General features: G+C 75.6%; 13 protein-coding genes (1 of these 13 running past the window's edge). 9 read left to right on the forward strand and 4 right to left on the reverse strand.

Features of this window, described 5'->3' with window-relative positions:
• The first annotated feature begins 87 nt into the window (after positions 1-87).
• Positions 88-1,782 carry a BACON domain-containing protein gene (locus LC193_RS17125; protein WP_226075206.1) on the forward strand — a complete coding sequence of 565 codons (1,695 nt, stop codon included), beginning with the start codon at positions 88-90 and terminating at the stop codon, positions 1,780-1,782.
• A gap of 32 nt (positions 1,783-1,814) precedes the next feature.
• Here LC193_RS17125 and LC193_RS17130 read toward each other — a convergent pair whose 3' ends face one another.
• Positions 1,815-2,657: a sugar phosphate isomerase/epimerase family protein gene (locus tag LC193_RS17130; protein WP_226075207.1), complete on the reverse strand. Its 843-nt coding sequence runs from the start codon at positions 2,655-2,657 to the stop codon at positions 1,815-1,817.
• 144 nt (positions 2,658-2,801) lie between these two features.
• Positions 2,802-3,734, reverse strand: coding sequence for a Ppx/GppA phosphatase family protein (locus tag LC193_RS17135; RefSeq protein ID WP_226075208.1), 933 nt, complete (start codon positions 3,732-3,734; stop codon positions 2,802-2,804).
• A gap of 36 nt (positions 3,735-3,770) precedes the next feature.
• Between LC193_RS17135 and LC193_RS17140 the strand changes: the two genes are divergently transcribed.
• The 8 genes from LC193_RS17140 to proC all read left to right on the forward strand — a co-directional run bounded on the left by LC193_RS17140 (position 3,771) and on the right by proC (position 12,118).
• The gene (locus LC193_RS17140; RefSeq protein WP_226075209.1) at positions 3,771-4,634 is read left to right on the forward strand and encodes a hypothetical protein; all 864 of its coding nucleotides are present in this window, start codon (positions 3,771-3,773) and stop codon (positions 4,632-4,634) included.
• A gap of 231 nt (positions 4,635-4,865) precedes the next feature.
• The gene (ilvD, locus tag LC193_RS17145; protein ID WP_226075211.1) at positions 4,866-6,710 is read left to right on the forward strand and encodes a dihydroxy-acid dehydratase; all 1,845 of its coding nucleotides are present in this window, start codon (positions 4,866-4,868) and stop codon (positions 6,708-6,710) included.
• Between the two features lie 139 nt (positions 6,711-6,849).
• Positions 6,850-8,979, forward strand: coding sequence for a phosphatase PAP2 family protein (locus LC193_RS17150; RefSeq protein WP_226075213.1), 2,130 nt, complete (start codon positions 6,850-6,852; stop codon positions 8,977-8,979).
• Positions 8,980-8,987: 8 nt separating this feature from the next.
• Entirely contained in the window at positions 8,988-9,518 is a 531-nt protein-coding gene (locus LC193_RS17155) for a hypothetical protein (protein WP_226075214.1), read from the forward strand.
• A 123-nt stretch (positions 9,519-9,641) separates the two neighbouring features.
• The gene (locus LC193_RS17160) at positions 9,642-9,974 is read left to right on the forward strand and encodes an ArsR/SmtB family transcription factor (protein ID WP_226075216.1); all 333 of its coding nucleotides are present in this window, start codon (positions 9,642-9,644) and stop codon (positions 9,972-9,974) included.
• Positions 9,971-10,258 (forward strand): hypothetical protein, encoded by a 288-nt coding sequence (locus LC193_RS17165; protein ID WP_404819430.1) that lies wholly within the window; start codon positions 9,971-9,973, stop codon positions 10,256-10,258. Before LC193_RS17160 ends, LC193_RS17165 begins: the two co-directional genes overlap by 4 nt.
• Positions 10,259-10,481: 223 nt before the next feature.
• Complete coding sequence (locus LC193_RS17170) at positions 10,482-11,240, forward strand: class I SAM-dependent methyltransferase (RefSeq protein ID WP_226075218.1); 759 nt, start codon at positions 10,482-10,484, stop codon at positions 11,238-11,240.
• 71 nt (positions 11,241-11,311) lie between these two features.
• The gene (gene proC, locus LC193_RS17175; RefSeq protein WP_226075220.1) at positions 11,312-12,118 is read left to right on the forward strand and encodes a pyrroline-5-carboxylate reductase; all 807 of its coding nucleotides are present in this window, start codon (positions 11,312-11,314) and stop codon (positions 12,116-12,118) included.
• A gap of 147 nt (positions 12,119-12,265) precedes the next feature.
• Here the strand turns inward: proC and LC193_RS17180 are convergent, their stop codons facing one another.
• Together LC193_RS17180 and LC193_RS17185 are read right to left on the reverse strand one after the other, a co-directional pair.
• Positions 12,266-13,282, reverse strand: a complete 1,017-nt coding sequence (locus tag LC193_RS17180) for an ABC transporter ATP-binding protein (protein ID WP_226075222.1) — start codon at positions 13,280-13,282, stop codon at positions 12,266-12,268.
• A 14-nt stretch (positions 13,283-13,296) separates the two neighbouring features.
• Positions 13,297-13,448: the final stretch of an ABC transporter permease gene (locus LC193_RS17185; RefSeq protein ID WP_226078687.1), read on the reverse strand. It continues 613 nt past the right edge of the window; the window shows 152 of its 765 coding nt (coding positions 614-765); its start codon lies beyond the right edge, outside the window — the gene reads right to left on this strand; the stop codon is at positions 13,297-13,299.

The following is a 13,448-nucleotide window of genomic DNA, read 5'->3' on the forward strand; positions in this document are numbered from 1 at the left end:
GAACGGGGCCGTCGGCGTCACCCGTTAGAAGGAACCTCGCCGACCGGGCGGCGATGGCGGGTCAGGGGCGCCTAACGTTCCCCTCTGATGACCCGCAGCCGCGAACGACCGGCGCGCGCGGCCCACCACCCCGCCGCCGCTCCGCCCCCAGCACGTCCGTCCGATGCCACCGCCTCCCCGAGCGCCTCACCCTTCGGCGCGTCACCGGGCGAGGCGGCCACCGCCGTTGCGGCGGCCGACCGCCGCAGGCCGGCGTACGACGACGCCTACCTGGACGGTCTGTTCACCTACTGCCTGTCCGTCATGTGCGAGCACGACGCGGCCACCGCCGCGCTCGGTGAGGCGCTGGCGCTCGCGGAGGCGCAGCACGAGCGCGGCCGGCGCCCGTCGGATCCCGCGCTCCTGCGCGCGTGGCTCTACGCGCTCGCCCGCTGGACCTGCCTGCGGCGGCTGGCCGCGCACGAGAAGGAGGGCCAGGGCCGCCCGGTGCCGCGCGCGTTCGGCGAGGACGCGGCGCACCGCCACCGCGAGCTGGCCGCGCTCTCCTGGCCGGAGGCGGCCGGTACGACGCCGGACCAGCGCGAGGCGCTCGAACTCGCCGTGCGGCACCAGCTGTCCGCCCGCGAGGTGGCCAGGGTGCTGCGCCTCGCCGCCGACGACGCGCGGACCCTGCTGGCCGAGGCGGCCCGCGAGGTCGAACGCACGCGCGCCGCGCTCGCCGCCGTGGACGCGGCCGGCTGCCCGGCCGCCGCCGCCCTGTCGGGGGACGACCGGGGCCTGCTGCTCGGCCCGGCCATGCGCAGGGAGCTGCTGCGCCACGTCGACGCTTGCCCCTCGTGCCGGCTGATCGCGCAGCGCGCCGCGGTCGAGGTCGGCTGGCGCGGCAGCGGCTCGGCCGGGCCGTCGCGCCTGGCCGTGCTGCCCGCGCCGCGCGCCGCCGTGCAGGCCGCGCGGCTCGCGATCCGGCGCGCGCGGGCCCAGTACGCGCCGCGCTACGACAGGTCGGGGTTCCCGCTGCCCGACAAGGACAAGTCGGCCCGCCGCGAGCGGCTGCGCAGCCGCGTGATGACGTCGACGGTCGCCGTGACGGTGGTCGCCGTTCCCGTGCTCGCCCTGTGGGCCGCCTACCGCGGCGCGCCCCCGGCCGGCGAGACGGCGGGCGAGGGCACCGCGGCGGCGGCCGAGGACACGGCGGCCGACGGCGCGAACGGCTCGGGGCGGCACCCGTATGGGACGAGCCCGCGGACGGAAGAGAGCGCGACCGGGGCCGGCGAGCGCGTGAAGCGGGAACCGGGCGGGGAGGACGCGGAGGAGAGCGAGGACGACGCGGGCGAGCCGGCGCCCGGCGGCGCCGCGCCGTCGGCCGGCGGCGGCCGGGAGCACGCGGCGGGCGGCGACCGCGAGGAGCGCACCGCGGGGCGGCTGGCGGTCGACGCGGTGGCCACGGAAGCGGGCACGCGGATCACACTGACGGCCTCGGGCGGGGCCCCGGTGGAGTGGACGGCGGGCACGGACGCCGCCTGGGTCGCGCTGAGCCGGACGTCGGGCACCCTGCGGCCCGGCGAGTCGGCCGTGATCGACGTGACGATCGACCGGGCGCGCGAGCCGGCCGGCGCGTGGCAGGGGCGCATCACGGTGCGGCCGGCCGGGGCCGTCGTCACGGTCGAGGGCAGCGGCCCCGCCGACCCCGAGCCCTCCGAGCCGGCGCCCGAGCCCGAGCCGTCGGAGCCGGCGCCGGGCGAGCCGGGCACGGACCCCGAGGAGGGCACCGGGTCCGGCTGAGCGCGGTCCGAGGGCCGGGCCGCCCCCGGCACTCACCTGGGCCCTGGCTCCCCGCCGCGGTTCACCGCGGGCGGCGCGGTCGCCAGGTGCAGCCGGGTGAACGCGAGGGCCTCGGCCAGGTCGGCCCGGCGCGCCTCGGGCGAGGCCGCGCGCCTGGTGTTCACCTCGACGACGACGTGGCCGCCGTAGCCGGTGGCCGCGAGCCGTTCGAGGAGGGCGGCGCACGGCTGGCTGCCGCGGCCCGGCACGAGGTGCTCGTCCTTGCCCGAGCCGCTGCCGTCCGCGATGTGGACGTGCGCGAGCCGCTCGCCCATCCGGTCCGCCATGGCGAGGGCGTCGGAACGCGAGGTCGCGGTGTGCGACACGTCGAGCGTGAAGTGCGGGAACTCGTTCTCCGTGGGGTCCCACCCCGGCGCGTACGCGAGGACTTCGCGGTCGCGGTAGCGCCACGGGTACATGTTCTCGACCGCGAACGTGATGTCGGTCTCGCCGTCGAGCCGCCGGATGCCCCGGACGAAGTCGCGGGCGTAGGCGCGCTGCCAGCGGAACGGCGGGTGGACCACCACCGTCGAGGCGCCGAGCCGCTGGGCCGCGTCGCGCGAGCGCAGCAGCTTGGCCCACGGGTCCGTGCCCCAGACGCGCTGCGTCACCAGCAGGCAGGGGGCGTGCACCGCGAGGACGGGCACGCCGTGCCGCGCGGACAGCTCGCCCAGCGCGTCCACGTCCTGGCTCACCGGGTCGGTCCAGACCATGACCTCGACACCGTCGTAGCCGAGCCGGCCGGCTATCTCGAAGGCCGCGGCGGTGTTCTCCGGGTACACGGACGCGGTCGACAGGGCGATCTTCGCGTCCGGGACGGATGCCTGATGTGCCACGGCGTCAAGCCTACGTGCCGGGCGGCGGCGCGTCGTTCGATCCACCGTACGCGCCCGGCGCCGGCGCGCACGCCCGGCGCGAGCCGCGTCCGCGCTGCCCGGACGCCGCCCTCGGCCGCCGTCCCGCCACCGCCCCGCGCCGGCTCAGGCGGCGCGCATGCGGTCGAGCCGGCGCAGGATCACGCCCTCGCGCAGCGCCCACGGGCAGATCTCCAGCGTCTCCACGCCGAACAGGTCCATCGCCGCCTCGGCCACCACGGCCCCCGCGAGCAGCTGCCTGGCCCGCCCCTCGGACACCCCGGGCAGCTGCTGGCGCTCCCGCACCGGCAGCTCGGCCAGCCGCTGGCTCCACTTCTGGAGGTCCTCGCGCGCCAGGTCCCGCCGCACGTACAGGCCCTCGCCGGACCGCGCGGCCCCCGCGACGCGCGCCAGCTGCTTGAACGTCTTCGACGTCCCGACCACCCGGTCCGCGGCCCCGAGCCGGGTGAAGTCCCCGACGATGCGCGCCATCCGCGACCGGACGTCGCGGCGCAGCGACCGCACGTCCTCAGGGGACGGCGGGTCGCCCGGCAGCCGGGCGGCGGTCAGCCGCCCCGCGCCCAGTGGCAACGAGGCGGCGGCGTCCGGCTCCTCGTCCAGTCCGAACGCGATTTCGAGCGAGCCGCCGCCGATGTCGAACATCAGCAGCCGCCCCGCCGACCAGCCCAGCCAGCGCCGCGCCGCGAGGAACGTCAGCCGCGCCTCGTCCTGCCCGGACAGCACCTGGAGCACCACCCCGGTCTCGTTCGCGACCCGCGCGAGCACCTCGTCCGCGTTGCTCGCCTCGCGCACCGCCGAGGTCGCGAACGGCAGCAGATCGGCGACCCCCTGGTCCTCCGCCACGTCCAGCGCCTCGCGCACGGTCGCCACCAGCCGGTCCACACCGCCGCCGCCGATCGCGCCCCGCTCGTCGAGCAGTTCCGCCAGGCGCAGTTCGGCCTTGTGCGAGTAGGCGGGCAGCGGGCGCGCGCCCGGATGCGCGTCCACCACGAGCAGATGGACCGTGTTGGACCCCACGTCGAGAACTCCGAGCCTCATGGGCGTCCACGCTACCCCGCCCTCTACCCTGGCGTTGTGGCCAAGACGAAGAGGACGAAGCCGGGCAGAACTCCCCGGCCGCTCGACGGGGCGCGCCGTCGCGCGGCCGGCGAAGAGGTGGCGCTCGACCACCCGCGGGCCTGGATCGAGTTCCCCGACCCGGCCGACGCGGAGCAGGTGTTCCGCTGCGACCTGACGTGGCTGACCTCGCGCTGGAGCTGCGTGTTCGGCCGCGGCTGCCAGGGCATTCAGGCGGGGCGCGCCTCCGACGGCTGCTGCACGCTCGGCGCGCACTTCTCCGACGAGGACGACGAACGGCGCGTGGCCGGGCACATGGCCCGGCTGACCCCCGCGACCTGGCAGTACCACGCCGAGGGCAGCGGCCCCGACGGCTGGGTGGAGCTCGACGACGACGATGAACGCCGCACCCGCCGCGTGGACGGCGCCTGCATCTTCCTCAACCGGCCGGGATTCTCCGGCGGCGAGGGCTGCGCGCTGCACACCCTCGCGCTGCGCGAAGGCAGCGAGCCCCTGACGACGAAGCCGGACGTGTGCTGGCAGTTGCCGGTGCGCAGGACGTACGAGTGGGTCGAGCAGCCGGACGGCGAGCAGCTGCTGTACGTCTCGATCGGCGAGTACGACCGGCGGGGTTGGGGGCCCGGCGGCCACGACCTGCACTGGTGGTGCACCGGCGCGCCCGCGGCGCACGGCGCGAGCGAGCCGCTGTACCTCACCTACCGGCCCGAGCTGACCGAGCTGATGGGCAAGGCCGGGTACGACCGGCTCGTCGAGCTGTGCGAGCAGCGCCTCGCGGCGGCCTCCGCGCTGCCCCCGGGCGCCAGGCCGCTGCCCCTGCTCGCCGCGCACCCGGCCGACCCGGTGGAGGCCCCGGTGCAGTAGGAACGCCCGCCCCGGCACAGCGACGGCCCGTCAGCGGAACGACCGGTGCCCGGCCGGAACGACCGCGCGCCGCCGGAACGACCGCACCGCGCCGGGGCGCGCGCCGCCGTTCCCGCGCCGCCGCCGCGCACCGATGTGTCCGGATCGCGGTCGGCGTGTCCCGGCAGGCGGTCGGAAGGCGTAGCCTCGGAAGCCAGCCGCTCAGGGGCTCGCACCGAGAGGAAACGGATCATGGCGACACTGAGGTCCCGCACAGTCACCCACGGCCGCAACATGGCGGGCGCGCGCGCCCTCCTGCGCGCCGCCGGCGTAGCGCGCGAGGACTTCGGCAAGCCGATCATCGCCGTGGCCAACAGCTTCACCGAGTTCGTGCCGGGGCACACCCACCTCCAGCCCGTCGGCCGGATCGTGTCCGACGCGATCTCCGAGGCCGGCGGCATCCCGCGCGAGTTCAACACCATCGCGGTCGACGACGGCATCGCCATGGGCCACGGCGGCATGCTGTACTCGCTGCCCTCGCGCGACCTCATCGCGGACTCGGTCGAGTACATGGTCGAGGCGCACTGCGCGGACGCCCTGGTCTGCATCTCCAACTGCGACAAGATCACCCCGGGCATGCTGATGGCCGCGATGCGGCTGAACATCCCGACCGTCTTCGTCTCCGGCGGGCCGATGGAGGCGGGCAAGACCACGCTCGTCGACGGCACGGTCCGCTCCAACCTCGACCTCATCAGCGCCATGTCCGAGGCGGTCAGCGACACCACGTCGGACGAGGACCTGATGCGCATCGAGGAAGCCGCCTGCCCCACCTGCGGCTCCTGCTCCGGCATGTTCACCGCCAACTCCATGAACTGCCTCGTCGAAGCGCTCGGCCTGGCCCTGCCGGGCAACGGCTCGGTCCTGGCCACGCACACCGCGCGCCGCGCGCTGTACGAGGAGGCCGGCCGCACGGTTGTCGACATCACCCGCAGGCACTACGAGCAGGACGACGCCACCGTGCTGCCGCGCGCCGTCGCCTCGCGGGCCGCGTTCGAGAACGCCATGGCGCTCGACGTCGGCATGGGCGGCTCGACCAACACCGTGCTGCACCTGCTCGCCGCCGCCCAGGAGGCGGAACTGGCCTTCGACATGGCCGACATCGACGCGGTCTCCCGGCGCGTGCCCTGCGTGTGCAAGGTCGCCCCGAACGGCTCGTACCACATGGAGGACGTGCACCGGGCCGGCGGCATCCCCGCGATCCTCGGCGAACTCCAGCGCGCCGGGCTGCTCAACGAGGACGTGCACAGCGTGCACTCCGACTCCCTCGCCGAGTGGCTGAAGAAGTGGGACATCCGCGGCGGTTCGCCGGCGCCCGAGGCGGTGGAGATGTTCCACGCGGCGCCCGGCTGCGTGCGTTCCGCCAGCGCCTTCTCCCAGTCGGAACGCTGGGAGTCGCTGGACACCGACGCCGAGAAGGGCTGCGTCCGCAGTGCCGCGCACGCCTACTCGGCCGACGGCGGGCTCGCCGTGCTGTACGGCAACCTCGCCGAGGACGGCTGCGTCGTGAAGACCGCGGGCGTCGACGAGTCGATCTGGACGTTCGAGGGCCCCGCCGTCGTCGTGGAGTCCCAGGAGGAGGCCGTCGAGGCGATCCTGGCCAAGCGCGTCAAGGAGGGCGACGTCGTCGTCGTCCGCTACGAGGGCCCGCGCGGCGGCCCCGGCATGCAGGAGATGCTGTACCCGACGGCGTTCCTCAAGGGGCGCGGCCTGGGCGCCAAGTGCGCGCTGATCACCGACGGCCGGTTCTCCGGCGGCACGTCCGGCCTCTCCATCGGCCACGTGTCGCCCGAGGCCGCGGCCGGCGGCACCATCGCCCTGGTGCGCGACGGCGACCCGGTGCGCATCGACATCCCGGCCCGCAGCATCGAGTTGAAGGTCTCCGAGGAGGAGCTGGCCGAACGCCGCGCCGCGCTCGGCGGGCGTTACGCGCCCCAGGCGCGCGACCGCAAGGTGTCCGTGGCGCTGCGCGCCTACGCGGCCATGGCCACGAGCGCCGACAAGGGCGCGGTCCGCGACATCAGCAGGTTCGAGGGCTGACCCCGCCACCGCCGAGTCCCGCACCCGGTGGCCCGGCCCCGCCCGCCCGGTTCACCCGGTCCGCCGGGTAGGTTCCCTTCAGGCGGTGTTCAGGCCGCCGACAACTCGTGGCAACGGCCGTGACGCAAAGGGCGCAGGGGTGGCGGAGACGGAGACCGGACGCGGCCGGAACGCCGCGCGCATCCGGTGGGCGGCATGGGCGCTGTGGCCGGTGGCCGGGGCGCTGACCGCGCGGCACGTGCTCGCGGTGCTCGGGCTCGACGCGGACGAACGGCTCACCGGCCTGCCGCCCGGCGGCGCCCCGCTGCACGCGGGCGGCGGCGCCCCCGCCCCGCCCGCCGCCGGGCTGCTGCTCGCGCCGCTGGCCGAGCCGGCGCCCGGCGTGCGCGGCGCCCTCTGGCTCGCCGCCACCCTGTGCCTGCTCGGCGCACTCGCCCTGCTCGCCGCCCGCGCGCTCCCCGCGCGGCACCGCCCGTGGGCCGCGCCCGCCGCGCTCTGCCTGCTGCTGGTGGCGCTGCCGGTGCGGGGGCCCGCGACCGCGGTCACGGCGGGACTGCTCGCCCTCGTGCTCGCCCTCGCGGGCTGGCTGCTCACCACGCGGCGCGCCCCCGGCGGTGCGCCCCCCGCGCGCCCCGGCGACGCGCCCCCCGCCGGAACGTTCCCCGCGCTCGCCGCCGGAACGTTCCCCGTGCTCGCCGGCGGCGCGCTCATCGGGCTCGCCGGCGCGCTCCAGCCGCCGCTGCTCCTGTTCGCCGTGCTGCTCCTGCTCACCGGCCGCCGCCGGGCGGCAGCGGTCGCGGGCGGCGCGTTCGCCGCCGTCACCGCACTCGCCTGGACCGCGCGCGCCGAGGAGTCGGTGACGTTCTGGCTGCGCCACCTCGCCGGCGCCGGGCTCGGCGGGGCTCCCGACGCGCAGGCCAACCAGTCGCTGCACGGCGCGCTGCTGCGCCTCGGCGCCTCAGGACCCGCCGAGGTCGCCGCGTTCGCCGTGCTCGCCATCGTCGTGTGCGCACTCGCGCTGCGCCGCGCCGCGCGCTACGCCGCCGACGGGCAGCGGCTGCTGGCCGCCGCCGTCACCGGCTGCGCGGCCCTGGCGGCCACCCCGGTCGCGGGCCAGGAGCAGCAGCTGTGGCTGCTGCTCGCCCTGGCCGGCCGCGCCGGCCGGCGCACCGCCGACCGGCCGATGTGGCCGGTGTTCGCGGTGCTCGCGCTCACGCTCGAAGGCACCGCGCTCGTCCCGAAGATCGACGCGCTCGCCGTCATCGGCGAGAACATCCCGCTCATCGCCGCGCTGCTGGCCGCCTGCGTCGTGCCGTTCCTCCCGCGCGGCTCCGAGCTGTGGTCGCACCCGGTGCGCGGCGGCCTCGCCTCCCGGCCCAACCTGCTGCTCGAACTCCTCCTCATCCGCGTCGGCTACTGGGCCTACTCGTGGGTGCGCTCCTATGCCAGGGGCGACCGGGAGACCGCCGAGGAGCACGGCCACCAGATCCTCGACATCCAGCGCTTCCTGCGCATCGACATCGAGTACGCCATCAACCAGGCCGTCGCCGCGAGGAGTTGGCTGTCCGACGCGTTCGACTGGCACTACCAGACGTTCCACTTCGCCGTGCCGATTGCCATCCTCGGCTGGCTGCTCGTGCGGCACCCCGCCGAGTACCGCACGGCCCGCAGGTGGCTGGCCCTGACCACGCTGTTCGGGCTGGTCGGCTTCTGGCTGTACCCGCTGGCGCCGCCCCGCCTGATGCCCGGGCTCGGCTACATCGACACCGCCAACGGGCCGCAGGACCTCAACGACCCGCGGTACGGCGCCCTCACCGGCATCACCAACCCCTACGCGGCGATGCCCTCGCTGCACGTCGGCTGGTCGCTGTGGTGCGCCCTGGTGCTCTGGCGCGTCGCGCCCTACCGGTGGCTGCGGATCGCGGGGTTCGCCTACCCCCTGTCGACGACCGTCGTCATCATGGGCACCGCCAACCACTACCTGCTCGACGCGGCGGGCGGCGCCGCGGTCGTCGCCGCCGGGTTCGCCGCCTCGGCGGCCGTCGGCCGGGTCCTGGCCCGCCTCCCCGCGACCGCGACCGCACCCCCGACCGCGCCCCCGACCGCGCCCCCGACCGCCCAGGTACCCGAACCCGCCGAAGACCCCGGAACCGAAACCGCCGCCCCGCCGCCGCCCGACGCGCGGGAACGGACCAGGACCCTGTCCGACACCGCCGGGCCGCCGCCCCGCGGGAACCGCCGGGACGGCGCCGAAACCTTCCCGTCATAATCGTTCGCATGTCCATCTCGCACCCGCAGGGCCCGCCGGGAGGCGCGGCCGACGACGAGCCCCGGCCGGAGCCCATCAGGTTCTACGGCGTCTCCTGGGTCGACCGCAGCGGCGGCTACATGGCACGCCGCGTCGTGCTCACCCTGGCCGCGCTGCTCCTCGCGGTGCTCGGCGCGACCGTGCTGTGGCTGGGCTACGCGGGTCTCGACGACTCCGGCACCGCCGGCTGGCTGCGGGCCATGGTCGTCATCGCCTTCGCCATCTGCACCGCGATGGCCGGCCTGCGCACCTGGATCAGGTACACCAGGCCCGCACCGGAGAACGCGGTGGACGAGTCGGCGTTCCGCAGCATCAAGGTCGTGGGCTTCGTCGGCGTGTTCTTCGCCTACGCGCTGCGCAGCGCGATCGAGGCGCCCGGGGAACGCCTGCGCCGCGCCGACCACGACGCCGCGCTCGACCGGTACCGGCGCCGCACCGAGCGCCGTTCTGGACACCCGGCGCGCAAGGGCAGGAAGAAGGGCAGGGCCCGGCGCGCCTGAGGCCGCCCCTGGCCCGGCTCAGGGTTTACCCTCACCTGCCCCGGACATGTGTCAGTCATCGTTGACAGGTGGGTGGGGCGCTGCGAGCCTGGCGGAGCACCACCTGGGAACGGAAAGGCCGCGATGAACGGCGACGAGCTGCTGAAAGTGCTGGCCGCCCTCGGCAACCCGCACCGCATGCGGATCATCGCGGCGCTCGCCGCCCGGCGGAACTACGTCAGCGCGCTCGCCCGCGAGATCGGCATGAGCCGTCCGTTGCTGCACATGCACCTGCAACGGCTCGAAGCCGCGGGACTCGTCGTCGGCACGCTGGAACTGTCCGACGACGGCAAGGCCATGAAGTTCTTCGAGGTGGCGCCCTTCATCTATCGGCTCACCCCGCGCACGGTCGCGGAGGCCGCCGGGACGCTCACCGAGCAGGGCGACCGCGGGCGGCGGAAAGAGGAAGCCCCGTGAACGACTCGATGACCACGATCGCGGACGACCCGGCCGGCGTCTGGGCGGCCGGCATCGGCACCGCGGGAGTGTTCGCGCTGCTCATCGTCGTCGTCTGGCAGATCGCCGTCACCTGGCGCTCCCGCATGCTCGCCGCGCGCGAGGAGGAGTACCGGCGGCTGAGCGCCAAGTACGCCGACCTGCTTGAGGACAACACCGAGATCCTGCGCCGCTGGACCGACGAGCTCGGGGAGACCCGCGCGGCCGTCGCCTCCATGGAGCGCATGATGCGCGAACTCGACTGACACCCAGGACCCACCACCGGACGCCCGCACCAGAGGAGCACCCGACATGCGCGGCCTCAACCGACTCCTCCGCCGCCTGCGCCCCGCGCCGCGCGGCGACTACGCCAACGACGGCTTCCCGGTCGAACACCCGAGGCCGCGGCCCGTCACCGGCCTCACCGAAGGCCCGGAGGACGCGGGCGGCCCCGGTTCAAGGCGGTCGCCGCGGGGGAGTTGACCCGGCATGACCACCACCAGGGACTTCGCCACATCGTTCAACGCCGTCGCCGCCGAGTACGCCGCACTCCGCCCCACCTACCCGCCCGCCCTCTACGACGCCGTCGAGGAGCTGACCGGCCGCCCCCTGGCCGGGGCCCGCGTGCTCGACGTCGGCGCGGGCACCGGCCTCGGCACCCGCCCCCTGAGCGAACGCGGCGCCCACGTCGTCGCCGCCGAACCGGGACCCGGCATGGCCGCGCAGTTCAGGGCCGCGCTGCCGCACGTTCCGCTGGTGCGCGGCTCGGGCGACGCGCTGCCGTTCGCCGACGCCTCCTTCGACCTGGTCACCTACGCGCAGGCGTGGCACTGGACGGAACCGGCCCGCTCCGTGCCCCAGGCGCTGCGCGTCCTGCGCCCCGGCGGCGCGCTCGCCCTGTGGTGGAACGTGCGCGACCGCTCCCAGCCCTGGGTCGACGCGCAGGAACGGCGCCTCAAGCGCGCCCTGCCGGGCGAGCACCCCGCGGACGTCACCAGGACCGCGCCCGACATCGTCCGCTCCCTGCGGCCCGGCGCCGCGACCGCCTACCGCGAGGTGTCCTGGAGCCGCGTCGTCCCGCTGGCCGCCCACATAGCCAACCTCGCCACCCACTCCTACTTCGCCGTCCTCGACCCGGCCAGGGCCCGGCCGATCCTGGCCGCGGAGGAGGAGGCCGTGGGCGCGGAATTCCCCGACGGGCGCGTGACCGAGCACTACACGGTGCGGCTGACCGTCGTGCCCCGCTGACGCCGCCGCGGTGCGAGGATGAGGGCCGCGCCATCCGTTCAGCACATCCGGAAGCGAGTGAGTGACCCCCCATGACCCACAAGATCGCCGTCCTCGGCGCCGGCAAGATCGGCGAGGCCCTCCTCGGCGGCATGCTCAGGGCCGGGCGGTCCCCGGCCGACCTCCTCGTCACCGTGCGGCGCGCCGAGCGCGCCCAGGTCCTGCGCGCCAGGCACGGCGTGGAGGCGGTGGGCAACGCCGAGGCGGCCAAGACCGCGGACACCCTCATCCTGGCCGTCAAGCCGCAGGACATGGCCGCCCTGCTGGACGAACTCGCCCCGCACGCCCCCGCCGACCGGCTCGTGATCTCCGCCGCGGCCGGCATCACCACCTCGTTCGTCGAATCCCGCCTCACCCGCGGCACGCCCGTCGTGCGGGTCATGCCCAACACCCCGGCCCTCGTCGACCAGGCCATGTCCGTGATCTCCGGCGGCACCCACGCGACGGAACGGCACCTCGCGCACACCGAGGACATCTTCAACGGCGTCGGCAAGACCCTGCGCCTGCCCGAGTCCCAGCAGGACGCCGCCACCGCGCTGTCCGGCTCCGGCCCCGCCTACTTCTACTACCTCGTGGAAGCCATGACGGACGCCGGCATCCTGCTCGGCCTGCCCCGCGACAAGGCGCACGACCTGATCGTCCAGGCCGCCGTCGGCGCCTCCGTCATGCTGCGCGACAGCGGCGAACACCCCGTCACCCTGCGCGAGGCCGTCACCTCACCCGGCGGCACCACCATCAGCGCGATCCGCGAACTGGAGAACCACGGCGTGCGCGCCGCCCTCATCGCCGCGCTCGAAGCGGCCCGCGACCGCAGCCGCCAGCTCGCCACCGGCGGCTGACAGGCAGGCCGGAACCGCGCTCCCGGCCCCCGCGCGGGGGCCGGGAGCCGCCGCGCCAGTCCGAGCCGATCGCGCGCGGCACGTCCGTCCGCCCCGCGCGAACGCCGGCGCACCGGCCGCGCACGCGCCGCCGCACCCGCCCCGGGCTCACCCCGCCGCGCCGCCCCCGGCCGACCCCATCGCGTACATGCGGGCGATCACGTCCTCGATGTCCGGCTCCCTGATGGACAGATCGGCCACCGGGTACCCCTCCGCGATCCGCGCCACCAGCGGGGCCGCGCTCGCCGCCGCGGGGAACGCCAGCCACTGCCGCGGCCCCTCCACCCGCACCGTCCTCGCCCCCGCCACCTCGATCGGCGGCGACTCCCGCTCCAGGTCCACCACCAGCGTCCGCTCGCTCTCCCCGACCTCGTGCAGACCGGCGAGCGCGCCGTCGTACATCAGCCGCCCGTGGTCGATCACCATGACGCGGCGGCACAACTGCTCGATGTCCGTCAGGTCGTGCGTCGTCAGCAGCACCGTCGTGCCGAGGTCGGCGTTCAGGTCGCGCAGGAACGTCCGCACCTTCGCCTTGCTGATCACGTCGAGGCCGATCGTCGGCTCGTCCAGGTACAGCACGTCCGGGTCGTGCAGCAGCGCGGCGGCGATGTCGCCGCGCATGCGCTGCCCGAGCGACAGCTGCCGCACCGGCACGTCGAGCAGCGCGCCCAGGTCGAGCAGGTCGACGCAGCGTTCCAGATTCGCCTCGAACCGCTCCCGCGGCACCCGGTACATCCGCCGCACCAGTCGGTAGGAGTCCCGCAGCGGCAGGTCCCACCACAGCGTCGTGCGCTGCCCGAACACCACCCCGATCCGCCGCGCCAGCCGGGTCCGGTCGCGCGCCGGGTCGAACCCCGCCACCCGCAGCCGCCCGCCGCTCGGCGTCAGGATGCCCGTCAGCATCTTGATCGTCGTCGACTTGCCGGCGCCGTTCGGGCCGATGTAGCCCACCATCTCGCCGCGCGCCACCCGGAACGAGATCCCGTCGACCGCCCTGACCTCCTCGCGCGTGCGCCGCAGCACTCCGGCCCTGCGGCGCACCTCGAAGACCTTCTCGACATCGTCCAGTTCGATCAGCGCGTCCTCGCGCGCGCCCGCGTCCATGCGGTCCGGCCCATCCGCCATCCCGTTCACCGCCCTCAACTCCCCGTACTCCGATAGCTCCGCAGGCCGAGCCGCCACAGCAGCGCCGCCAGGCCGCACATCGCCGCGGCCACGACGGGCGACAGGAAGTCGACCCAGCCGGGCAGCCCCAGCGGGTCGTCCCGGCCGAGCAGCCGCAGCGCGGGTA

The organism is Streptomyces marincola (genome assembly GCF_020410765.1).
Classification (GTDB): domain Bacteria; phylum Actinomycetota; class Actinomycetes; order Streptomycetales; family Streptomycetaceae; genus Streptomyces; species Streptomyces marincola.

What these genes read in the sequence shown, in the direction of transcription:
- LC193_RS17155 (WP_226075214.1), top strand. Translation starts at nt 8,988, where the DNA reads ATGTCCATCTCGCACCCGCAGGGCCCGCCGGGAGGCGCGGCCGACGAC.
- LC193_RS17180 (WP_226075222.1), bottom strand. Translation starts at nt 13,282, where the DNA reads ATGGCGGATGGGCCGGACCGCATGGACGCGGGCGCGCGCGAGGACGCG.
- ilvD (WP_226075211.1), top strand. Translation starts at nt 4,866, where the DNA reads ATGGCGACACTGAGGTCCCGCACAGTCACCCACGGCCGCAACATGGCG.
- LC193_RS17170 (WP_226075218.1), top strand. Translation starts at nt 10,482, where the DNA reads ATGACCACCACCAGGGACTTCGCCACATCGTTCAACGCCGTCGCCGCC.
- proC (WP_226075220.1), top strand. Translation starts at nt 11,312, where the DNA reads ATGACCCACAAGATCGCCGTCCTCGGCGCCGGCAAGATCGGCGAGGCC.
- LC193_RS17160 (WP_226075216.1), top strand. Translation starts at nt 9,642, where the DNA reads ATGAACGGCGACGAGCTGCTGAAAGTGCTGGCCGCCCTCGGCAACCCG.
- LC193_RS17125 (WP_226075206.1), top strand. Translation starts at nt 88, where the DNA reads ATGACCCGCAGCCGCGAACGACCGGCGCGCGCGGCCCACCACCCCGCC.
- LC193_RS17135 (WP_226075208.1), bottom strand. Translation starts at nt 3,734, where the DNA reads ATGAGGCTCGGAGTTCTCGACGTGGGGTCCAACACGGTCCATCTGCTC.